General features: G+C 72.0%; 21 protein-coding genes. 11 read left to right on the top strand and 10 right to left on the bottom strand.

What is annotated here, in order from left to right; all coding sequences use genetic code 11:
• Positions 1-32 precede the first annotated feature (32 nt).
• From ACZ5UI_RS15600 to ACZ5UI_RS15590, 3 genes are read right to left on the bottom strand one after another with little or no spacing between them, the layout of a single operon-like run.
• Positions 33-968, bottom strand: a complete 936-nt coding sequence (locus tag ACZ5UI_RS15600; protein WP_464188433.1) for an amidohydrolase family protein — start codon at positions 966-968, stop codon at positions 33-35.
• Positions 965-1,909 carry a fumarylacetoacetate hydrolase family protein gene (locus tag ACZ5UI_RS15595; RefSeq protein WP_464188431.1) on the bottom strand — a complete coding sequence of 315 codons (945 nt, stop codon included), beginning with the start codon at positions 1,907-1,909 and terminating at the stop codon, positions 965-967. The genes ACZ5UI_RS15600 and ACZ5UI_RS15595 overlap by 4 nt, the downstream gene beginning before the upstream one ends.
• Positions 1,906-3,195 (bottom strand): substrate-binding domain-containing protein, encoded by a 1,290-nt coding sequence (locus ACZ5UI_RS15590; RefSeq protein WP_464188429.1) that lies wholly within the window; start codon positions 3,193-3,195, stop codon positions 1,906-1,908. Before ACZ5UI_RS15590 ends, ACZ5UI_RS15595 begins: the two co-directional genes overlap by 4 nt.
• 113 nt (positions 3,196-3,308) lie before the next feature.
• Here ACZ5UI_RS15590 and ACZ5UI_RS15585 point away from each other — a divergent pair, with 113 nt between their 5' ends.
• Positions 3,309-3,962, top strand: a complete 654-nt coding sequence (locus tag ACZ5UI_RS15585; RefSeq protein ID WP_464188427.1) for a TetR/AcrR family transcriptional regulator — start codon at positions 3,309-3,311, stop codon at positions 3,960-3,962.
• Between the two features lie 29 nt (positions 3,963-3,991).
• Here ACZ5UI_RS15585 and ACZ5UI_RS15580 read toward each other — a convergent pair whose 3' ends face one another.
• From ACZ5UI_RS15580 to ACZ5UI_RS15565, 4 genes are read right to left on the bottom strand one after another with little or no spacing between them, the layout of a single operon-like run.
• A complete protein-coding gene (locus tag ACZ5UI_RS15580; protein WP_464188425.1) occupies positions 3,992-4,396 on the bottom strand; it encodes a DUF3224 domain-containing protein in 405 nt (134 codons plus the stop codon).
• A 36-nt stretch (positions 4,397-4,432) separates the two neighbouring features.
• Positions 4,433-5,395, bottom strand: a complete 963-nt coding sequence (locus tag ACZ5UI_RS15575) for an ABC transporter permease (RefSeq protein WP_464188423.1) — start codon at positions 5,393-5,395, stop codon at positions 4,433-4,435.
• Entirely contained in the window at positions 5,392-6,354 is a 963-nt protein-coding gene (locus ACZ5UI_RS15570) for an ABC transporter permease (protein WP_464188420.1), read from the bottom strand. Before ACZ5UI_RS15570 ends, ACZ5UI_RS15575 begins: the two co-directional genes overlap by 4 nt.
• Positions 6,347-7,792, bottom strand: coding sequence for a sugar ABC transporter ATP-binding protein (locus ACZ5UI_RS15565; protein WP_464188418.1), 1,446 nt, complete (start codon positions 7,790-7,792; stop codon positions 6,347-6,349). Before ACZ5UI_RS15565 ends, ACZ5UI_RS15570 begins: the two co-directional genes overlap by 8 nt.
• Before the next feature lie 173 nt (positions 7,793-7,965).
• Between ACZ5UI_RS15565 and ACZ5UI_RS15560 the strand changes: the two genes are divergently transcribed.
• The 3 genes from ACZ5UI_RS15560 to ACZ5UI_RS15550 are packed head-to-tail and all read left to right on the top strand — an operon-like array spanning position 7,966 to position 11,245.
• Positions 7,966-9,093 carry an FAD-dependent monooxygenase gene (locus ACZ5UI_RS15560; protein WP_464188416.1) on the top strand — a complete coding sequence of 376 codons (1,128 nt, stop codon included), beginning with the start codon at positions 7,966-7,968 and terminating at the stop codon, positions 9,091-9,093.
• A gap of 12 nt (positions 9,094-9,105) precedes the next feature.
• The gene (locus ACZ5UI_RS15555; protein ID WP_464188414.1) at positions 9,106-10,206 is read left to right on the top strand and encodes a hypothetical protein; all 1,101 of its coding nucleotides are present in this window, start codon (positions 9,106-9,108) and stop codon (positions 10,204-10,206) included.
• Positions 10,199-11,245, top strand: coding sequence for a hypothetical protein (locus tag ACZ5UI_RS15550; protein ID WP_464188412.1), 1,047 nt, complete (start codon positions 10,199-10,201; stop codon positions 11,243-11,245). Before ACZ5UI_RS15555 ends, ACZ5UI_RS15550 begins: the two co-directional genes overlap by 8 nt.
• 27 nt (positions 11,246-11,272) lie before the next feature.
• Here the strand turns inward: ACZ5UI_RS15550 and ACZ5UI_RS15545 are convergent, their stop codons facing one another.
• Positions 11,273-11,947 (bottom strand): GntR family transcriptional regulator, encoded by a 675-nt coding sequence (locus ACZ5UI_RS15545; protein WP_464188410.1) that lies wholly within the window; start codon positions 11,945-11,947, stop codon positions 11,273-11,275.
• The gene (locus ACZ5UI_RS15540) at positions 11,944-12,939 is read right to left on the bottom strand and encodes a C-terminal binding protein (RefSeq protein ID WP_464188407.1); all 996 of its coding nucleotides are present in this window, start codon (positions 12,937-12,939) and stop codon (positions 11,944-11,946) included. Before ACZ5UI_RS15540 ends, ACZ5UI_RS15545 begins: the two co-directional genes overlap by 4 nt.
• Before the next feature lie 26 nt (positions 12,940-12,965).
• Here ACZ5UI_RS15540 and ACZ5UI_RS15535 point away from each other — a divergent pair, with 26 nt between their 5' ends.
• The gene (locus ACZ5UI_RS15535; RefSeq protein ID WP_464188405.1) at positions 12,966-13,973 is read left to right on the top strand and encodes a phosphotransferase family protein; all 1,008 of its coding nucleotides are present in this window, start codon (positions 12,966-12,968) and stop codon (positions 13,971-13,973) included.
• Positions 13,973-15,247, top strand: coding sequence for a phosphopyruvate hydratase (eno, locus tag ACZ5UI_RS15530; RefSeq protein WP_464188402.1), 1,275 nt, complete (start codon positions 13,973-13,975; stop codon positions 15,245-15,247). Before ACZ5UI_RS15535 ends, eno begins: the two co-directional genes overlap by 1 nt.
• 6 nt (positions 15,248-15,253) lie before the next feature.
• On the opposite strand, the gene ACZ5UI_RS15525 is transcribed toward eno, so the two are convergent.
• Positions 15,254-16,474 carry an FAD-dependent oxidoreductase gene (locus ACZ5UI_RS15525; RefSeq protein ID WP_464188400.1) on the bottom strand — a complete coding sequence of 407 codons (1,221 nt, stop codon included), beginning with the start codon at positions 16,472-16,474 and terminating at the stop codon, positions 15,254-15,256.
• A gap of 75 nt (positions 16,475-16,549) precedes the next feature.
• On the opposite strand from ACZ5UI_RS15525, the gene ACZ5UI_RS15520 reads away from it, so the two are divergent.
• From ACZ5UI_RS15520 to ACZ5UI_RS15500, 5 genes are all read left to right on the top strand, one after another.
• Positions 16,550-17,164, top strand: a complete 615-nt coding sequence (locus ACZ5UI_RS15520) for a TetR/AcrR family transcriptional regulator (RefSeq protein ID WP_464188398.1) — start codon at positions 16,550-16,552, stop codon at positions 17,162-17,164.
• A gap of 87 nt (positions 17,165-17,251) precedes the next feature.
• A complete protein-coding gene (locus ACZ5UI_RS15515) occupies positions 17,252-19,288 on the top strand; it encodes an ABC transporter permease (RefSeq protein ID WP_464188396.1) in 2,037 nt (678 codons plus the stop codon).
• Positions 19,285-20,061, top strand: a complete 777-nt coding sequence (locus tag ACZ5UI_RS15510; protein WP_464188394.1) for an ABC transporter ATP-binding protein — start codon at positions 19,285-19,287, stop codon at positions 20,059-20,061. The genes ACZ5UI_RS15515 and ACZ5UI_RS15510 overlap by 4 nt, the downstream gene beginning before the upstream one ends.
• Complete coding sequence (locus ACZ5UI_RS15505) at positions 20,058-20,771, top strand: ABC transporter ATP-binding protein (protein WP_464188392.1); 714 nt, start codon at positions 20,058-20,060, stop codon at positions 20,769-20,771. Before ACZ5UI_RS15510 ends, ACZ5UI_RS15505 begins: the two co-directional genes overlap by 4 nt.
• Positions 20,772-20,805: 34 nt before the next feature.
• Entirely contained in the window at positions 20,806-21,792 is a 987-nt protein-coding gene (locus ACZ5UI_RS15500; protein WP_464188390.1) for an amidohydrolase family protein, read from the top strand.
• The last annotated feature ends 12 nt before the right edge of the window (positions 21,793-21,804 follow it).

Raw genomic sequence — 21,804 nt, 5'->3', positions numbered from 1 at the left:
CGCCCACACCGCCGGAAGGAATCGGCCGACGGTCAGTCCGGCGTCAGAGCCGCCGCCCAACGGGGGATCAGCGCCTCGACGTTCGTCGCGTCGATGGCGGCGCGCTGCTCGCCCAGGAAGGCCAGGTCGGGCGCCGGGTCGCCGGGCGTCTCGGGCATGGCCAGGTAGGGCCAGTCGGTGCCGAAGACGAGCTGCTCGGTGGGCACCAGCAGCTGCGTGGAGCGGATCGCGATCTCGTTGTTGGACAGGCCGGTGTCGTAGCGCAGGCGCGACAGGTACCCGAGCGCGCCCGCGGGCGCGAGCTGGGCCAGGTGCGGCTCGCGCGCGGCCAGCGAGGCCAGCCGGTGGGCCAGGAACGGCGCGGCGCCGCCCAGGTGGGCGACCTGCCAGCGGATGTTGGGGTAGCGCTCCAGCGTGCCGGTGTAGATCAGGTTGGCCAGCGCGCGGACGGTGTCGAAGGGGAACTCGTACAGCCAGCCGGGATGCGCGAGCGCGACGCCGTTGGCCGGGATCGTCGGGTGCAGGAAGACGTAGGCCCCGCGGCGATCGAGCTCCTCGTACAGCGGCGTGAGCGAGTCGTCGCCCAGGTAGGTGCCGGCGACGTGCGAGGTCAGGATCACGCCGTCCAGCGCGAGCGTGTCCAGCACGTGGGCCAGCTCGGCCAGCGCGGCGTCGACGGACGGCAGCGGGACCATGCCCAGCGCGGCGAACCGGTTGGGGTCGCGGTCGCGCACGCCGGCCATCGTCTCGTTGACCAGCCGGGCCAGCTCGTCGGCCTGGGACTGGTCGCCGAAGAACAGCCCGGGCGGTCCGACGCTGACGATCGCGCGGTCGATCGCGTAGCGGTCCATCATCGCCTCGAGCTGCTCGACGGTGACGATCGGGGGCTTGGGCAGGTTCCCGCCGGGCTCGGGGATCGCCTCGATGTACTCGCGCGGCAGGACGTGGCTGTGGGCGTCGATCCTCATGCCGGCTCCGCCACGCAGGCGTTGCGCTGGGCGCCGAGGCCGGTGATCGACCCCTCCATCACGTCGCCGGCCCGCAGCCAGCTGTTCTCGTGGTGGGCGGCGTTGCCGGCGGGGGAGCCGGTCAGCAGCAGGTCACCGGCGCGCAGGTCCACGACGCTGGAGACGAACGCGATCAGCTGCTCGATGCCGTAGATGATGTCGTCGACGCCCTCGTCCTGCTTGACCTCGCCGTTGACGCTCAGCGTGATGCGCAGCGCGCGGTAGTCGGGGACGAACTCGGTGGGCACGATGTACGGACCCACCGGGAAGAACGTCGGGCGCAGCTTCGTCATCGCGAAGTCGGTCATCGGGAAGCGCGGGCGGAACATCACGTCGCGCGTGCTGACGTCGTTGGCGATCGTGTAGCCGGCGACGTGCGCCAGCGCGTCCGCCTCGGGGATGTTGCGCCCGCCGCGGCCGATCACCACGGCCAGCTCGAGCTCCCAGTCGTGCTCCTCGCCCGGGCCCCACAGGATCACGTCGTCGGTGGCGCCGCACAGCGCGCTGGGCAGGCCGGCGAAGAAGTACGGGTCCTCGTCGGTCGCACGGCGCGCCGCGGTCTGCACCGCCTCGGCGCGGACCTCCGCCTCGGGGCGGGTGTCGCCCTCGCGGCGCAGATGCGCGTAGACCATCTGGTGCAGGTGCTTGTAGTAGTTGGCTCCGCCGCACAGCACCTGGCCCGACGGCTCGACCGGCGGCAGCGGGCGCAGCGCGTCCAGCGCCTCGCCCGCGGGTCCTGCCCCGGCCAGCTCGCGCAGCCGCGGCAGCGTCGCGTCCCAGTCGCGCAGCATGGCCAGCGTCGAGCTGAACTCGGGGCGCAGGTCGCGCACGTGCCCGTCCACGACCAGCCCCGGATACGGCGCGCCGTCGGCGGCCGCGAACGTCCCCAGACCGAAGCTCACTGGACCGGGCCGGGGGTGGTGAAGAAGTCGTCCAGGAACGGCGACGGCATGAAGCTGTCGGGCGCGCCCGGGACGGTTCCCTGGGTGGTCAGCGTCCAGCCGGGCTCGGCCCAGTCGGCCAGGTTGGCGTCGTTGATGATCGGCTCCTCGGCCACGAGCGTGTTCAGCTTCACGCCCTGACCGGCGAGCATGCGCGCCGTGATCTCGGCCACCGCGCGGGCGGCCGGCACCGGCGGCATCGACGTCGACGAGGCGTGGTAGGTGGCCTGGTTCTCGTTCCAGTAGCCCAGGAAGCCCTTGTCCATGCCCACCTCGGCGGCGGGCGGGATCGGGCGGCCGAGCTGCTGGAAGGCCTGCAGCGCGCCGACCGCCTCGCCCGGCATCACGGCCAGACCGTCGACCTTGGTCGGGTGCGTGGCCAGGAACTTCTGGGTCTCGGACTTGGCGCCGGCCTCGGAGAAGCCGCCGTAGACCTCGCCGAGGATCTTGATCCCCGGGCACGAGGCGAACGCGTTCTTCCAGGCGGTGGCCAGCTGGGAGTCGACGCCGGCCACGGCCAGCGCGCGCACCAGCAGGACGTTGCCCTGGCCGCCGAGGATCTTCGTCAGGTACGAGGCGCCCTCGGCCGCGCTGAGGTAGTTGTTGCCGTCGACGTTGACCGCGCCGTCGACCGGCACGGGGCTGAGCAGCGTGACCGTCGGGATGCCCTGGTCGGCGGCCTTCTGGATCGAGTCGTTGAAGGAGTCCGGCGACGGCGACTCCATGATGATCAGGTCCGGCTTGGACTGGACCAGGCTGTTGTACTGCTGCAGCTGCTGGGCGATGTCCAGGTTGCTGCCCGTGGTGCGCACCTCGACCTCGCCGATGCTGTCGTAGCCGTCGAGGTCCTTCTTGAGGTTGTCGAGGATCTGCACCTGGAAGTCGGAGACGAGCTGGCCCCAGGACACGGCGACCTTGAACGGGCCGGCGTGCGCGGGCTTCCAGTCGGCCCAGCGGCTCTTGAGGACCTGCACCGTGGAGCCCTTGTAGTCGGCGTAGCCGCCGAGCGCGGTCTGGTGCGCCTGGTCGAGCGCGGCGATCACGCCGTCGGGATCGGCGGGCGTCTTGACCGGGTAGCTGCCGCAGCCGCTCGTCGGCGGGGTGAAGTTCGCCGCGTAGGACGGGATCTTGGCCCCGTCGGCACCGCCGCCCGTGGCCGGCGTGCTGCCGCCGCCACCCGAGTTGCCGCACCCGGCAATCGCCACACACACCGTGGCCGCCGCAGCGGCCATGACCACACGCCTCATCGATCCTCCGGACTCTCTCTCCAAGCGAGCAACGAGCGTAACCCACAGCCGAACTGGAAATCAAGTTCGAATCTGCGCGAACGCATATTCGGGTTTTGCGTTAGGGTCTGGCCATGGCGACCACCGAGCCCGAGGCGCTGCGTCCCCCGCTGCAGAACCGCAGCCGCGAGACGCTCGAGCGCGTGCTCGACGCCGGCGAGAAGCTGCTCGTCGAGGCGGGCTGGGACGGCTTCACCGTCCAGGAGGTGAGCCGGCGCTCGAAGGTGTCGATCGGCTCGATCTACGCGCGCGCGCCCAGCAAGGAGGCGCTGCTGCTGGCCATCTACGACCGGGCCACCGAGCGCATGGCGCAGGAGAACGACGCCAAGCTGGCGCCCGACGAGCAGTGGGACGGCCTGGAGCCGCGCGAGCTGATCCTCCGCGCGACGCGCGAGATGGGCGAGCAGATGCTGCGCAACCAGGACATGCTGCGGGTCTTCATGAACCGCTCGCCGGTCGATCCCGTGATTCGCGAGCGGGGCGCCAAGACCGTGCGCCGGCTGGCCAGCCGCTACGAGGAGCTGCTGCTGCGCCACAAGGACGCGTTCACGCATCCCGATCCGGACCTGGCCATCGAGATCGCCTTCCGGATGGCCTTCGCGCCCATGCGCGCGCGGGTGTCGATGGGCACAGACTTCGGTGCCTACCGCATGGTCGACGACGACGCGCTGGTCGACGAGCTGGGCCGCGGCGTCGCGGCCTACCTGCTCGAAGCGCGCGGCCGCTGATCAGCGGCCGCGCCCTCGGGGTCCGGCCGCTAGTACTTGACCGAGCCGATGTAGGTGAAGGTGCCCGTCGACAGCTTGCCGGTGAACGTGCCCTTGCCGGTGATGCCCTTGAACTTGCCGGTGCCCGAGCCCTTGGTGATCGACCAGGTGCCCTTGGCGTCGTCCGCCGCGCCGGTGGTGCCCACGCCGACGACCTTGAAGCTGCCGCCCTTGCACACCCAGTTCTGCTCGGTGTTGGGGATGACCAGCTTGCCCGTCATCTGGCAGGTGCCGAACGGGGCGCCCTTGTAGGTTGACTTCAGGTCGACGCCGGTCTGGCCGCCCTTGCCGATGACGTTGACCTTGTAGGTCTTGGCCTTGGCCTCGGCGACGCCGGTGAGGGCCAGTGCGGCGACCGCGGCGAGCGCGGTGATCTTGCTGATGCTGCGAAGCATTGCTTCTCCTCCTGGTAGGGAACGGCGGTGTTGGTGTTAGACCCGGTCTCTCAGCCGCCGTTCGCGGCCATAGCTGGCCACGACGAGCAGGATGAGGACCCCGAAGATGATCTGCTGGTCGGCCTGGTCGTAGCCCTTGCCGACCAGGATCGTGGTGAGCACGGTGAGGATCAGCGCGCCGATCACGGTGTGCGTGTAGTCGCCGCGCGCGCCCATGAACGTGGTGCCGCCCACGATCACCGCGGTCAGGCCGCTGAACAGGTACGGATCGCCCAGCGTCTGGTCGGCGCCGGCGAAGCCGGCCAGCAGCACGCCGACCATCCCGGAGGCGATCGCGCTGAGCAGGAACGTCCCGACGACCACGCGCCCGGTCTTGATGCGGGCCAGGCCGGCGGCGCGCGGGTTGGCGCCGGTGAAGTACAGGTTGCGGCCGCCCAGCGTGCGGTGCAGGGCGACGGCGCCGACGATGGCCACCAGCGCCCAGATGACGACGACGGGCGGGATCGACAGGCCGAAGGTCGTGCCCGTGGCGGTGGTCAGCTTGGACAGGAACGGCGGGGCGGCGCCGGTCAGCTTGCCCTCGGTCCAGGCGACCGCGCCGCCGGCGCTGAGCGCGCCCATGCCCAGCGTGACGATCAGCGGCTGCACGCGCCAGCGATGGCAGATCCAGCCGGTCAGCGCGCCGAGGACGCCGGCGATCACGACGACGGCCAGGATGGCCAGCACCGGCGACCAGTGATACGTCCCGTACAGCTGGCTGACCACGATCGCGCCCATGACGATGTGGCCCGGCACGCTGAAGTCGATGCCGCCGAGCACGAGCACGAGCGTCTGGCCCAGCGCGGCCAGGCCGAGCAGCGCGGCCAGCACGAGCATCGAGTCGACGCTCGTCTCGGTCGAGAAGCCGTCGATCGTCGAGGCGCCGTACAGGAACAGGACCAGCAGCGCGAGCAGCTGCAGCAGCGGCATGCGCCGCTGGGCGGAGACCAGGCGGGTCATGCCGCCGCCCCCCGCGGGCGCAGCGTGAGCAGCTTGGCGCCGACCACCACGCCGGCCACCAGCATCGCGCCGTAGACGAAGTTCAGCCACGAGCTGGACACGCCGGCCGCGCCCAGGAGCGTCTGCATCAGGTAGATGCAGCAGGCGCCCAGCAGGGAGGCGATCAGGCCGCCGCGACCGCCCGCGAACGAGGTGCCGCCCAGGGCGACGGCGGCCAGCGCGATCAGCGTGTACTGGGCGAACCCGGCGCTCTGGGTGGACTGCACCAGGGCGGTCAGGGCGATGCCGCCGATCGCGGCGAAGCAGCCGCCCAGCGCGTAGGCGATGATCCGCGTCGCGGTGACGTTGACGCCCGCGCTGAACGCGGTGGCGTCGTTGCCGCCGACGGCGTACAGGTTGCGGTGGAAGGCGGTGCGCGAGAGCACGAACCAGATCACCAGGGGAATCGCCAGCAGCAGCAGCGCGCCGGGGATCGGGCCGACCGTGTCGGCCAGGTTGACCGTCCAGTTGCCCGCCTCGGGGGTCTTGGGCGTGGGCGCGATCTTGGCCACGACGCCGGCCACCACGAAGAACGTGCACAGCGTGGCGATCACCGACTGGTAGCGCAGCACCGCGACGAGGACGCCGTTGACGGCCCCGATCCCGGCGCCGATCAGCATCAGCAGCGGGATCCCGACCCACGCGCTGTCCAGCCCGGAGTGGGGCAGCAGCCAGGCCACGAGGATCACGTTGGACAGGACGGCGATCGGCCCGATCGAGATGTCCAGCCCGCCGCCGCCGGACAGGATCGCCGGCGTCGAGGCCATCGCCACGATCGCGAACGGCGCCAGCGTGCCCAGCTCGACGGCCCAGTTGCCCGGCTTGCCGAACGTCGGCTCGGCGATGATGTTGGCGGCCAGCAGGGCGATCGCGAGCAGCGCCGCGAACAGCCAGGGCCGACGTCGCAGCTGATCAGCCAAAGAACGCTCCCACGATCGACTGGCGCGACAGCTCGGCGCGGGCCAGTTCCTTGTTGACGGCGCCCTCGCGGAACACGAGGACCCGGTCCATCAGCTCGACGTGCTCGTCGACCTCGGTCGACAGCATCACCACGGCCATGCCCTGTCCGGCCAGCTCGAGCAGCAGCGCGTACAGGTCGCGCTTGGCGCCGATGTCCACGCCGCGCGTCGGGTCGTTGAGCAGCAGGATCTTCGGATCGGTGGCCAGCCAGCGGGCCATGACGACCTTCTGCTGGTTGCCGCCCGACAGCGTGGTGATCAGGTCGTCGCTGCCGCCCAGCTTGATCTTCAGCCGGTCGACGTAGCCGGCCAGCCTCGCGCGGGTGCGCTTGGGCGAGATGACGCCGCCGCGGGTGTCGCGGCCCAGCGTGACGACGGCGAAGTTCTCCAGGATCGACTTGGACTCGAAGATCGACTCGGCGCGGCGCTCGCGGGGCACGTAGGCGGCCTGCTCGCCGCCGGCCGCGGCCAGCGCGCGCAGGAACGCGTCCTGCCCGTGGCCCTCCAGGCCGGCCAGGCCGACCAGCTCGCCGGCGTGCAGGTCCAGGCCGGGGACCGACAGGACGACGGCGCCCGGTTCGCGATGCGGGCGGTGCGCGACCTCGGCGGTCAGCTGGTCCGCTCCGGTCATCAGGCGCACGAGCTCGTCGGCGGTCGCGTCGCCGCGCTCCAGGGTGGCGACGGTCTCGCCGGAGCGCATGACGGTGCAGCGGTCGCCGATGTCGGCGATCTCGTCCATGCGGTGGGAGATGAAGATCGCGCTGGCGCCGGCGGCGACGCGCTCGCGCACCAGCCCGAACAGCCGGTCGCGGGTCTGCACGTCCAGCGCCGAGGTGGCCTCGTCGAGGATCAGGATCTGGGGATCGCGGACCAGCGCCCGGGCCAGGCAGCAGGCCTGGCGCTCGCTCAGCGACAGCTGCTCGACCGGCATGTCCAGCGGCGGCGCCTGACCCAGGAGCGCGGCCAGCACCTGCGTGGCCCGCTCGCGGCGCTCGGACGCGGGGACCTTCGTGGCGAACACGCCGTCGGTGCCCATCCAGACGTTGTCCAGGACCGAGCGCGGCTCGACGACCAGCACCTCCTGGAAGACGGTGGCCAGGCCGGCCGCGGCGGCGCGCCGGGGCGAGGACAGCGCGCCGGCAGGCTCCCCGCGCAGCTCGATCGTGCCGGCGTCGGGCGCGTGGACGCCGGACAGGATCTTCACCAGCGTCGACTTCCCCGACCCGTTCTCGCCGACGATGCAGTGGACCTCTCCGGCCCGCAGCTCGAACGAGCACGCACGCAGGGCCTGGGTCGCGCCGAACGCCTTCGCCAGGTCGGCGACGCGTAGGGCGACGGGGTCCAGGGACGCGTGGTCGCGGGCAGGGATGTCCGTGTTGATGGGTACGCCGGCTGACAAAGCCGCTCACTCTCCTCCGACGAACTCGATCACGAGTACGAGTTCTAATTCGGACTTCTACCGGACGGTCGCGGGCCACGTCAAGCGCCGACCCGCGAGTTGACTTTCGACGGACCGCGGGCGTACTATCGAATTAGAACATCGGTTCCAGTTGTTGGTCGGAGGAGAGGTACATGGACGAGATCGAACGGGTCCTCGTCGTCGGCGGCGGGATCGGCGGGCTGTCGACGGCGATCGCGCTGCGCAACGTCGGGGTGGCGGTCGACGTGGTCGAGCGCAACCCGCAGTGGGATGTCTACGGCGTGGGGATCATCCAGCCGCCCAACGCGCTGCGCGCGCTGGATGCGCTCGGCCTGGCCGAGCGCTGCCTGGCCGCCGGCCACCCGATCATGGGTGGGCGCAACTTCCTGGCCGACGGCACGCCCTTGGGCGAGGATGACTATCCGCCGGTGGTGCCGGGCTGGCCGCCGATGAACGGGCTGACGCGCTCCGCGCTGCACGAGATCCTCACCTCGACCACGCTGTCGTCCGGCGCGCAGGTGCGCGTGGGCGAGACGATCACCGAGATCGTCCAGCGCGAGGACGGCGTCGACGTGACCTTCACCGACGGCACCGGCGGGTCCTACGACCTGCTCGTCGGCGCGGACGGCCTGTACTCCGAGGTCCGCGAGATGGTCTTCGGCGCCGACGTGCGCCCGCGCTACACCGGCCAGGCCTGCTTCCGCTACAACCTCCCGCGTATCGAGGGCCTCGATCGCATCGAGGTCTACGTCGGTGGCCTGGCGGGCACCGCCGGGTTCGTCCCGCTGTCGGACGAGCTCATGTACATGCTCTTCATCCTGGCCTGGCCCGAGGATCAGCGCCGGCAGGACCCCGCCGGCCTGGCGGACCTGATGCGCGCGCACCTGGCGCCGTTCGGGAGCCGGGTGGCCGAGTACCGCGACCTGATCGTCGATCCGGCGCAGGTCGTCTACCGCCCGGTCGACAACGTCCTCGTCCCGGCGCCCTGGCATCGCGGCCGCGTCCTGCTGATCGGCGACGCCGCGCACGGCACCTCGCCGCACGCCGGCCAAGGGGCCGCACAGGCGATCGAGGACGGCGTGGTGCTGGCCCAGGAGATCGCCGCGGGCCAACCGGCGTCCGCCGTGTTGGACGCCTTCATGGCGCGCCGGTTCGAGCGCTGCCAGCAGGTGGTCGAGCTGTCGGCGTCCATCGGCGCGTGGGAGCAGCGCCCCGACCCGGCGGTCAACCCGGGCGACATTCGCAACCAGATCATGGCCGTCTGCGCCGTGCCGGTCTAAGAGGAGAACCCGATGATCGAGAACCACCGCGGCGACGTGCTGCTCGTCGGCAGCATGCCGTTCGACACCTCCGAGGAGGCGATGCGGGCCGCCGCCGAGCACCTCGGCGACCACCTGCCGTCGATCGGCGACGGCGAGGTCGGCCTGCGCAAGATCTGGATCGGCTACCTGCCGATGACGATCTACAGCCGCCACCCGCAGCTGGAGGTCCTGCGCGCGCCCGAGGGCGGCGCGCCCAAGCCGCCCACCGACGGCAAGCCGGACGTCTACGAGTCGGCCTTCCTGGTCGGCATCAAGGACGGCGAGGAGCTGCGCTTCGAGACGACGACCTACGGGCCGATCGGCGTCGAGTCCTACGCGACGTTCAAGCGCCTGCGCGAGGAGGGCGTGATCCCCGAGGGCGTGCGCTTCAGCGTCACCTTCCCCGGCACCGGCAGCGCGATCTCCTACTTCTTCCGCGAGTCCGACTGGCCGGCCGCGCACGCCGCCTACCACGACGCGATCCGGCGGGACATCGAGCTGCTGCTGCAGACCGTGCCCGCCGAGGACCTGCAGATCCAGTTCGACCTGGCCCAGGAGTTCGTCGACATGGCCGCCGGCGACGGGCGCGGGATCGCCGACTGGCCCGCGGACACGCTGGAGGAGAAGATCCAGCGCCACGCGGCGACGCTGCCCGAGCTGGCGGCGACGGTGCCCGAGGGCGTGCGGCTCGGCTTCCACTGGTGCTACGGCACGTGGGGCGGCTGGCCCATGAAGGACATGGCCGACATGGGCCTGTGCGTGCGCATGACCCAGGAGGCGATCGATCGCGTCGATCGCCAGGTCGACTACGTGCACATGCCGGCGGTCAAGCACCCGCAGGCCGAGTTCTTCGCGCCGCTGGCCGAGCTCGACGGCGACGCGCTGAACATCTACCTGGGCCTGATCCACCATTCCGACGGCGTCGAGGGCTTCCGCGAGCGGATGGAGCTCGTGCGCCGCTACCTGCCCCGCTTCGGCATCGGCGGCGTGTGCGGCTACGGCCGGGTCGATCCCGCCGAGCTGCCGCACGTGCTGGCGGTCCACCGCGACTGCGCCGCCGAGCTGCGCAAGGAGGGCGCGATCCGTGGCTGACGCGATGCTGGTCGGGAGCGCGAACGTCGAGGACGCCGAGGAGCTGTTCCGGCTCGTGGCGGCCACCAGCGACGGCACGATCCCGCGGATCCCCGACGGGGAGCGGGGCCGCCGGCGCAACTGGCTGGCCGCGCAGGGGCCGTTCCTGGCCTCGACCGAGCAGCTCGAGGCGGTCGACACCGGGCCCAACCGCTACGGATCGCGTGGGCAGGTGGGCAAGCGGTTCCGCCCGCGCGACGGGGTCGATCTGGCCACGCTGACCCTGGACCTGCCCTACTTCGAGGACGCCGTCGAGTCGTTCGCGACGTTCCGGGCGCTCCAGGACGACGGCGTGCTGGAGCCCGGCACGCGCATGCAGGTGTGCATCCCCACCGCGATGGCCACGTGCCTGGCCCTGATCGCCCCCGAGGTGCAGCGCGCGATGCTGGCGGTGATCGAGCGCACGCTGGCCGACCAGGTGCGGCGGATCGCCGAGGCGCTGCCGCAGGACGCGATCGCGATCCAGTGGGACGTGGCCGCCGAGTTCATGCACATGGAGCTGGCCGGCGGTGCCACGTTCCCCCAGGAGGAGATCGAGGCGGCGCTGGTCCGGCTGGCCGCCCTGGTGCCCGACGCGATGGAGATGGGCTACCACCTGTGTTACGGCGACGCGCCGCCGGAGCCGGGGGCGAAGGGCAAGCACTTCGTCGAGCCCTCCGACGCCGGGCGGCTGACCGAGATCGCCAACGCGATCGCCGCCGGCGCGGACCGGCGGGTGGACTGGATCCACATGCCGGTCCCGATCAACCGCAGCGACGAGGCGTACTTCGCGCCGCTGGCCGGCCTGCGCCTGGCCCCGGAGACCCGCCTGTACCTCGGGCTGGTGCACGAGGAGGATGGGCTGGAGGGCGCGCAGCGGCGGGTCGCCGCGGCCGCGCCCTACGTGACGGGGTTCGGGGTGGCCACGGAGTGCGGCCTGCAGAACGAGCCGCGTGACGCCCAGGCGCGGGTGCTGGAGATCCAGCGCGACCTCGAGGTGCCGTCGGAGGTCGCGACCTAGGCAGACGTCGGGCGCGGCGCCATGTGGTCAGCGGATGGCCGCGCCCGACCCCTCGGCCGTCAGCCACACGTGATCGGCGGCGATCTGCCGCGCGCGTTCGCCGTCGTGCTCGGTGAGCGCGTCGATCAGGGCGGGGTGGTGCGCGTGCAGGCGGCCCAGGAGCGCCGGATCGATGCCGCCGGCCAGGTGCAGGTGGGCGTAGGCCGCGGCGGCGTCGCGCAACGACTCGATCATCTCCAGCAGCTGGGGCCGCCCGGCCGCGGCGAAGATCGCCTGGTGGAACGCCCGGTCGGCGCGCTCGTAGCTGTCCGGGTCGCCGCCACCGCGGGTGCGCTCCACCGCGGCGTCGACGTCGGACAGCAGCTGGCGCAGGTGATCCGCCGCGGCCGCGTCGAAGCGGGCCGCCGCGAGCTCGGTGGCCAGCGGCTCCAGCGCCAGGCGGATCTCGAAGTTCTCGCGCACGTCCGCGGCGGTGGGCGGGAAGACGATCGCGCCGCGATGCGCGTCGTGGTGCACGAGGCGCTCGCGCGTGAGCACCGCGAGCGCCTCGCGCACGGGGGTCGAGCTGACGCCGAACTGCGCGGCGAGGTGGTCCTGGCGCAGCCGGGTGCCCGGGGCCAGCTCGCCCGAGCGGATCATCCGCCGCAGCTCGTCGGCGATCAGGGCGGAGCGGATCTTCGTGCGCGGGCCCCGGCGGGTCATGCCCGCAAGTGTGCCCAACGCTCCGTGTCGAGCACCTCGGGGTTGACGGTCGCGGCGGGCCGGTGCCCGCAGAGGACCGCGGCCACGTTCTCCGCCGCCAGCCGGGCGAGCTCGGCCATCGACTCCTCGGAGTAGAAGGCGGTGTGCGGGGTGGCCAGCACGCGGTCGCTGCGCAGGAGCGGATGGTCGGGATCCAGGCGCTCGGGGACGAACACGTCCAAGCCGGCGCCCTCGATCGCGCCCGCCTCGAGCGCCTCGACGAGCGCGTCCTGGTCGACGATCGCGCCGCGCGCCGCGTTGATCAGGTAGGCGGTGGACGGCATCGCGGCGAAGAACTCGCGGCCGATCAGGCCGTGGGTCTGCGCGGTCAGCGGCACGTGGACCGAGACGAAGTCGGCGCGGCGGGCCAGCTCCAGGAGGTCCACCACCTCGACACCGGCCGCTCGGGCTCGCTCGGGCCCCAGCGGCTCGTAGGCGATGACCTCCAGGCCGAAGGCGCGCGCCCGCCGGGCCAGCGTCTCGCCGATCCGACCGAACCCGACGATGCCCAGCGTCCGGCCGCGCACGCGCCGGGTCGGGAGCCCCGTGGCCAGCGACCAGTCGCCGGTGCGGACGGCGCGGTCGTAGCGATGCAGGCCGCGCACCAGGCTGAAGATCATCGCCAGCACGTGCTCGGCCACCTCGTCGAGGCAGTACGCCGGCACGTTGGTGACGGGGATCCGGCGCGCGGTCGCCGCCCCGACGGCGATGTTGTCGACGCCGATCCCGTAGCGGCCGATGACCTGCAGCCGCTGCCCGGCGGCCACGACGGCTGGTGTGACCTGCGCGAAGCAGGTGAGGATCGCGTCGGCCTCACGGACCAGCTCGACGAGCTCGGCCTCCCCACCGGTGGGCGCCAGCACGAGCCGCGCGTCGACACGATCCAGGATGGCCTGCTCGACGCTGGTGTCGGGCCAGCTGATGTCGGTCACGAGGACCGTCGACTCGGGCATGGACAGATTATGCATAATCTTCGGCCATGGAGTTGAACCAGGCATCCCTCGGCGCGTACCTGCAGGGTCGCGGCGTCGCCCCCGAGGACGCGGCCATCGAGGTCGTCGAGCTGGCCGGTGGCGTGTCCAACACCGTCCTGTGCGCGCGCTGGCCCGGCGGTGCGGTGGTGGTCAAGCAGTCGCTGGCCCGGCTGCGGGTCGCCGTGGACTGGCAGTTCGACCGCGCACGGATCCTGGTCGAGCGCGACTGCCTGCTCACTCTCGACGAGCTGCTTCCTGGCGTCGCGCCGGTGGTCGTCTTCAGCGACGAGGCCGAGTTCGTCCTCGGCATGACGCTCGCGCCGGACGACGGCGAGGTGTGGCGCGCGCAGCTGGCCGACGGCCGCGTCGACCCCGCCACGGTCGAGCGCGCGGCGACGCTGCTGGCCCGGCTCCAGGGGGTCACGGCGGACTCGGCCGCGGTGGCCGCGCGCTTCGACGATCGCATGCCGTTGATCCAGGGGCGCCTCGATCCGTTCCATCGCCACGTCGCCCAGCGGCATCCGGACCTCGCCGGGCGCATCGAGGACGAGATCGCGCGGACGCTGACCACGCGGTCGGCGCTCGTGCACGGCGACTACTCGCCCAAGAACCTGCTCGCCTACCGCGATCGGGTGCTGGTGCTCGACTGCGAGGTGGCGCACTGGGGCGATCCGGCCTTCGACGTGGCCTTCCTGCTCTGTCACCTGCTGCTCGACGGCGGCCATCGGCCCGAGCTCGCACCCGCGTACGCCGGCGCCGCGATCGACGCCTGGCGCAGCTATCGCGCCGCCGGCGGCCGCGCCGACGACGAAGCGGCGGTGGTGGCCGAGCTCGGCTGCCTGGTGCTCGCTCGCGTCGACGGCAAGTCGCCGTTGCCCAACCTCGTCGACCGGGCCGACGCCGTGCGCGCGTTCGGTCGCGATCTGCTCGTGCGCTCGCCGGCCGTCGGCGTCGAGGCGGCGATCGCGTCGTCCGTCGACTTCCTTGCCCCCTCGTCCCAGGACCGTGCCTGATGCCCCCCACCATCGCTGCCGTCGACGCCCTGCAGGTCCTCGACTCCCGAGGTCGCCCCACGGTCGAGGCCTCGATCACCCTCTCCAACGGCGAGGTCGTGCGGGCCAGCGTGCCGTCCGGCGCCTCGACCGGCACCCACGAGGCGGTCGAGCGGCGCGACGGCGACCCGGCCCACTACGGCGGGCGCGGCGTGCTGGGCGCGGTCGCCGCGGTCGAGGGGGAGATCGCCCGCGAGGTCGTGGGGCGCGAGCCCGACCAGCGCGAGGTCGACGACGCCCTGCGCGCGCTGGACGGCACGCCCGACAAGTCGCGCCTGGGCGCCAACGCGATCCTCGCCGTCTCGCTGGCCACGGCGCGGGCTGTCGCGGTCGTCCGCGGCGTGCCCCTGTGGCGCAGCCTGGCAGGCGACGGGCCGGTGGCGCTCCCGCTGCCGATGGTCAACATCATCAGCGGCGGCCTGCACGCCGGCCGCCAGCTCGAGTTCCAGGACTTCCTGGCCCTGCCGGTGGGCGCCCACACCTTCGGGCAGGCGCTGGAGATGATCGTCGCCGTCCACGCCGCGACCGCCGCGCTGCTTCAGGAGCGCGGCCTGACCACGCTGAAGGCCGACGAGGGCGGCTTCGGACCGCCCCTACCCGACCACGGCGCGGCGCTCGACCTCCTGGACGCCGCGGTGCAGCGCGCGGGCTACCGGCTGGGTGACGACATCGCCTACGCGCTGGACGTGGCCGCCACGCACTTCCACGATCCGGCGACCGGCCGCTACGCGCTGCGTTCCGAGGGGCGCGACCTCGACGCGGACGGCCTGGCCGACTACATCGCGCAGCTGGCCGCCGCGCACCCGGTCGTCTCGGTCGAGGACCCGCTGGCCGAGGACGACTGGGCGGCCTGGACGACCTTCACCGCGCGCCTGGGCGACCGGCTGCAGATCATCGGCGACGACCTGTTCACCACCGACATCGCCCGGGTGCAGCGCGGCATCGCCCAGGGCGCGGGGAACGCGGTGCTGGTGAAGATGAACCAGATCGGCACGATCACCGAGACGCTCGAGGTCGTCGCCCGGGCGCAGGCCGCGGGGTGGCGCACGGTGATCTCGGCGCGCTCGGGCGAGACCGAGGACGACGCGCTGGCCGACCTCGCCGTGGGGTCCCGCGGCGGTCAGATCAAGGTCGGATCGGTCACGCAGTCCGAGCGGCTGGCCAAGTACAACCAGCTGCTGCGCATCGAGCGGGCGCTCGGCGACGACGCGCGCCTCGCGCCCGCGCCCGCCTGAGCGCGGTCAGGCCGGGCTGGCCGGGCGCGCCGCCTCGACGGCGTCGATCTCGGCCAGCTGCTTGAGGATGTGCCCCGGTGTGGCCTCGCCGATCACCTTCTGCAGCAGCGGGGTGTGGTCGTAGACGAGGTCGCGCACGGGGCGCAGCGGCGCGGGCAGGTGGTGGAACATGCGCCCGAGCCGGTAGGCCATCTCGGTCACCTGCTTGGTGTGCGGCTTGCGGCGCTCCTCGAAGGCCTGCAGCGCGCCGCGCACGGCGACGGCGTCGGTGACGTCGATGCGCTCCAGCTCGGCGGCCAGGAAGTAGCCGTCCTCGATCGACATGCCGGCGCCGTAGGCGGCGTACGGCGAGGTCGGGTGCGCCGCGTCGCCGACCAGCGTCACCCGGCCCTGGGACCACTGCTTCAGCGGCTTGCGGTCGCGGATCGGCCAGCGCTGCAGGTGCTCGGCCGGGGTGTCGGCGACGAGCTGGGGGAGCGGATCGGCGAAGCGCTGCGCGCGCTCGCTGGCCCAGGCGTGCAGGTCCTCGTCGAACGGCTTGGACGGATCGAAGGCCTCCAGCACCCACCACTCGTAGCCGTACTTGCCCTCGTGGCGGATCGCCGAGTAGCTGCCCTGCGTGGTGCGGTCGTGCATGATCACCGTGTCGTTGGGCGGCGGCCCGTCGAGGAACAGGTAGCCGCCGACCAGGTGCAGGCCCTGCTCGCGGATCGGCTGGTCGCCCCACAGCTGCCGGCGGACGGTCGAGCGCAGCCCGTCGGCCCCGATCAGCACGTCGGCCGCGGCGCTCGTGCCGTCCTCGAACTGCAGCGTCACGCCGGTCGGGCCGTCGGCGAACGAGGCCAGCCGCTTGTTCATGTGCAGCACGCCCGCGGGGAGCGCGTCGATCATCCGCTGGTACAGGCCCCAGCGCAGCAGGCCGATGAAGCCGCCGCCGTACTCGGCCTCCACCTCGGGCGTCAGCGTGACGTCCGCCCGCAGGTGGCCGTCGGCGCGCCGGAAGGTGGAGTGCGCGGGCGCGCCCAGGTCCACGGTGTCGACGCCGATCAGCTTGAGGACCTTCTGCGGCGGGGGCCACAGGTTGAGGATGTTGCCCGCGGCCTTGATCTCGGGATAGGCCTCGTACAGCGCGACGTCGAAGCCGCTGCGGTGGGCGGCCAGCGCGGCCGCCATGCCCCCGGGGCCGGCGCCGACGATCGCCACCCGACCCGTGTTCGTGCTCTCCATGGCCGGATCAGACCACAGTCGCGCGTCCGAGTCAATAACTTGTATTACAGTTACGTTCCTGCTGGGATCCCGTCCGTGAGCGAGCCCTTCCCGGCGATTCGCGCGCCCCTCCAGGCGCGTTCCCGCGCGACCTGGGCCCGCGTCCTGGACGCCGGCGTCGACCTGCTCGAGGAGGGCGGATACGACGCGCTGACGATCGGCGCGCTGTGCGAGCGCGCGGGCACCACGCCGCCGGCGATCTACGCGCGCGCCGGGAGCAAGGCGGGCGTGCTGCGGGCGATCTACGACCACGCGCTCGACCGGATCAACCGCACCGCGATCGACCCGGCCGATCCGTCGTGGGACACGCTCACCCCCGACGCGGTGATCCGCCGCGCGGTGCTCGCGCTCTGCCGCACGTGGCTGGACAACGCCGCGCTGCTGCGGCCGATCGTCCATCGTGCCGCCACCGACGACGAGGTCTTCGGCCGCGGCTCGCAGACCAGCCAGATCGAGGCCGTCGCCTTCCGCGCGGTCCTCGCGCGCGCGGGAATCGCCGAGGATCGCGCCGACGCGGCCTTCCGCGTGGTCTACGCCGCGCTGGTCCAGCGGGTCATGTACGGCGAGCGCTTCGAGTCCGACCGGCCGCTGCCCGACGACGAGCTGTCCGAGGTGCTGGTCGCCGTCGTGGTGGGCTTCGTGGAGATATAAGAACAAGAGATCTGATTCTGTTTTTCCGATATGGTCGTTCCCGGGCGCAGGCCCGAGGGACCATTCAGAGGAGAGGCGGAGTAGGGCGTGGATCAGATCGTGCTGTTCGTGCTGCTGGGGCTGGCCCCGGGCGCGCTGATCGCGGCGATGGCGCTGGGCGTGGTGCTCGCCTACCGGGGCGCGGGCGTCATCAACATGGCCACCGGCGTGATCGCCGTCTGGGGCGCGTACGTCTTCTACGGCCTGCGCACCGAGGGCTCGCTGTTCCTGCCCCCGCTGCCGTTCTGCCCGCACTTCTTCAACTTCGGCGCGCCTTGGGGCATGGTCCCGGCGCTGCTGGTGGCGATCCTGTACTGCGCGGTGCTCGGGCTGCTGTTCGAGGTGCTCGTGCTGCGCCCGCTGCGCACGAGCTCGCCGCTGGCCAAGCTGCTCGCGTCGCTGGGCGTGTTCCTCACGCTCCAGGCGATCCTGCAGATGCGCTTCGGCTCCGACGGGCAGACCGCGCCGTCGGTGCTGCCCAACGGTCCCGACGACGTCGTGGCGATCTTCGGCGTCAACGTCCCGTCGGATCGCTTCATCCTGACCGGCATCGTGATCGCGGTGACGGTCGCGCTGATGGCGCTGTACCGGTTCACCCGCTTCGGCCTGGCCACGCGCGCGGCGGCCGAGAACGAGACCAACGCGACGCTCTTCGGGCTCAGCCCCAACCGGCTCTCGCTGATCAACATCCTGCTCGCCTTCGTCCTGGTCGGGGCGCTGGGCGTGCTCGTCGCGCCGGTGACGACGCTGGACCCGATCACCATCCCCAACACGATCGTCCCGGCGCTCGGCGCCGCGCTGCTGGCTCGCTTCACGTCCTTCGGAATCGCCGCGGCGGCGGGCATCGCGATGGGCGTGCTGCAGTCGCTGGTGGTCTACGCGCAGACCAAGAGCTGGTTCCCGACGACCAACGGCGGCGAGCCGCTGCCCGGCGTCAGCGACCTGCTCTTCTTCGTGATCATCGTTGCGGCGATGTACTGGCGCGGCGCCAGCCTGCCCACGCGCGGCATGCTCAGCGAGCGCCGCCTGCCCGCCGCGCCGGCGGCCCGCCGAATGGCGCTGCCCGCCACCGTGGGCGTGCTCGGCTGCGTGATCTTCTTCCTGGTCGTGCCCTTCGACTGGCGCCAGGCGGGCACGAACTCGCTGATCGGCGTGATCGTCTGCCTGTCGTTGGTGGTGATCACCGGCTTCATCGGCCAGACCTCGCTCGTGCAGGTGGGCCTGGCCGGGGTCGCCGGGTTCGTGCTGTCCAAGCTGGCGGTGCACGCGGGCCTCGGCTTCCCGCTGGGCGCGTTGATCGCGATCGCCGCGGCGACCGCGATGGGCGTGCTGGTGGCGGCCAGCGCCTTGCGGGTACGCGGGGTCAACCTGGCCATCGTCACGCTGGCAGCGATGGTCGCGCTGGAGAACTTCGGCTTCGCCAACTCGACCTGGGGTGGCGGCCCCAGCGGATCGCCGGTGCCCGACCCGCACCTGGGCCCGGTCAACCTGGGCAACACCGCGTCGTTCCCGATCAACGGCGGGTCGCTGCCCAGCCCGGTGTTCGGCTTCGTGTGCATCGCGGTGGTGCTGATCACCTGTCTGATCGTGGCCAGCCTGCGCCGGGGCGGGCTGGGGCAGCGGATGCTGGCCGTCCGCTCCAACGAGCGCGCCGCGGCCGCGGCCGGCATCGACGTCGGGCGGACCAAGCTGCTGGCCTTTGCGCTCTCCTCCGCGCTGGCCGGGACCGCAGGCGTGCTGTACGCCTACAACTTCGGCTCGGTCACCGGGGCGCGCTTCGGCCTGTTCATCTCGCTGACGTTCATCGCGTTCGCCTACATCGGCGGCATCACCACGGTGCAGGGCGCGTTGCTGGCCGGTCTGGGCGTCACCGAGGGCATCCTCAACCTGGTCCTCAACGACAAGATCGGGATCCCGGTCGAGTACCAGTTCCTGCTCGGTGGCCTCGCGCTCGTCGTGATCATCATCACCAAGCCCGAGGGCCTGGCCTCCAACAAGGGCATGACCCCGCCGCACCTGGTCCTGTACCGCTGGGTGACCGGTCGAGGAGCCACCGCCGCGCCGACCGCGGAGGTGACGAAATGACGGTCCTGCAGACGCGCGGCCTGTCGGTCCACTACGGCGGCGTCAAGGCGCTCAGCGACTGCGACCTCGAGGTGGGCGAGGGCCGTCTGGTCGGCCTGATCGGCCCCAACGGCGCTGGGAAGACGACGTTCATCGACGCGGTCACCGGCTTTGCCGCCGCGTCGGGGACGGTCTCGCTGGACGGTCGCGACATCTCCGGCCTGGCGCCGCATCGGCGCAACCGCGTGGGCCTCGGGCGGACGTGGCAGTCGGCCGAGCTGTTCGACGAGCTGACCGTGCGGGAGAACCTCGCGGCGGGCACCGGCCCGAAGACGCTCAAGGCGGTGTGGCGCGAGCTGTGGCGGGCTCGCGCCGAGGTCCCGCCGGTGGTCGACGAGACGATCGCCCAGCTCGGCCTGGAGGAGCTGGCCGACCGCTCGCCCGACGAGCTCACGCAGGGCCAGCGCAAGCTGGTCGGCGTCGGCCGGGCGCTCGCCGGCCGGCCGCGCGTGGTGCTGCTCGACGAGCCCGCCGCCGGTCTGGACACGACCGAGTCCCAGGAGCTCGGCCGCGAGCTGCGTCGGCTGGTCGACGACGGCCAGGCGATGCTGCTCGTCGACCATGACATGGGCCTCGTGCTGTCGGTCTGCGACGAGGTCGTGGTGTTGGAGTTCGGCGCGGTGATCGCGCGGGGCACCCCGGACCAGGTGCGCCGCGACCCGAAGGTCGTCGAGGCCTATCTCGGCGGCGCGGCCGAGGTGCTGGCGGGTGCGACACAGGAGGAGGGCCAGTGACCCTGTTGGAGCTGGACGGCGTCAGCGCCGGATACGACGGCGCCGCCGTCGTGCGGAACGTGAGCCTGACCGTCGCCGCCGGCGAGGTGGTGGCCGTGCTCGGTCCCAACGGCGCGGGCAAGACGACGACGCTGCGGGCGATCACCAACGTGCTGCGCCCGCTGGCCGGCACCGTGACCTTCGACGGCGTGCCGATCGGGAAGACCTCGCCGCAGCAGCTGTCGCACCTGGGCATGGCGCACGTGCCCGAGGGGCGCGGCGTGTTCTTCGGGCTGACCGTCGGCGAGCACTTCCGCCTCGGCCACCGGGGCAAGGGCCTGGACTTCGATCAGGCCTGCGACTACTTCCCGGCGCTGCGCGAGCTGCAGGATCGCCAAGCGGGGCTGCTGTCGGGCGGCGAGCAGCAGATGCTCTCGCTCGCGTGCGCGCTCGCGCGCGCGCCCAAGCTCCTGCTCGTCGACGAGCTCAGCCTCGGTCTGGCGCCGGTGATCGTCGAGCGGTTGCTGCCGATCGTCCGCCGGTACGCGGACGAGGCCGGGGCCGGCGTGCTCCTGGTCGAACAGCACGTGCAGCTGGCCCTGGAGATCGCGGATCGCGGGGTCGTGCTCGCCCACGGCGAGGTCGTGCTCGCCCGTTCGGCCGCGCAGCTGCGCAACGACCGTGCGCTGCTCGCCGCGAGCTATCTGGGCGAGGCCGTCACGACAAAATAGAAATCGGACTCTGTTTCTGTTACGTTCGGTCACCATGCGGATCGACGTCCACGCCCACTACTTCCCGACGGCCTACGTCGAGCGGATGCGCTCGCTGGGCCGGACCGACCTCCACCCCGGCATGGGGCAGTCCAGCGACCTCTCGTCGCGGATCGCCACGATGGACGCGGCCGGGGTCGAGCTGCAGATCCTCAGCGCGGTCGGGCTGGACTGCCAGATGCACGACCGCGACGCGGCGGTCGACGCGGCCCGGTTCATCAACGACACCTACCGCGAGGTGATCCAGGAGAGCGGTGGCCGCTTCGGCGCGTTCGGCTGGCTGCCGCTGCCCTACGCCGAGGAAGCTCTCGCCGAGGCCGCCCGCTGCCTGGACGAGCTCGACTTCCACGGCATCGCGATGTCCTGCTCCTTCCAGGGCCGCTCCTTGGACGACGCCGAGTTCGAGCCGTTGTGGGCCGAGCTCAACCGCCGTGCGGCCGTCGTCTACGTGCACCCGGTCGGAGCGCACTCCTGCGGCCACCCGGGCATGGATCGCTACGGCCTGCACACCGCCTACGGCAGCTTCGTCCAGCCGAGCCTGGCCGCGACCCGCCTCGTCTACTCCGGCGTGACCCACCGCTATCCCGACATCCGCTTCACGTTCGCCGTCTGCGGCGGCGCCCTGCCCTACCTGTGGCCGCGGGTGGAGCGCAACCTGCGCCGCGCCTTCGATCAGAGCGCGACCGCGGCGGTGGGGGCCGGCTTCTTCTCGTGGATCAAGGAGCTGCCGCTGGAGGCCGACGACCCGATGGCCCCGTTCCGGCGCTTCTTCTACGACACCAGCGTGCAGGACCTGCCGTTCGCGTTCATGCACGCTCGTCACACCTACGGGGTCGATCGCCTCGTGCTCGGCAGCGACGAGATCTTCGCCTCGCTGGCCGAGATCGTCGAGCAGATCGAACAGACCGAGTACCTGTCCGCCGAGGAGAAGGTGGCGATCCTCGATCGCAATGCCCAAGCGCTCCTCCGTCTCGCCGCCTGACCCAGGAGTTCG

This window comes from Conexibacter sp. JCM 18997, from assembly GCF_055391915.1.
The sequence above is the reverse complement of the archived record's forward strand: the minus strand, read 5'-3'. Positions and strand labels throughout refer to the sequence as shown.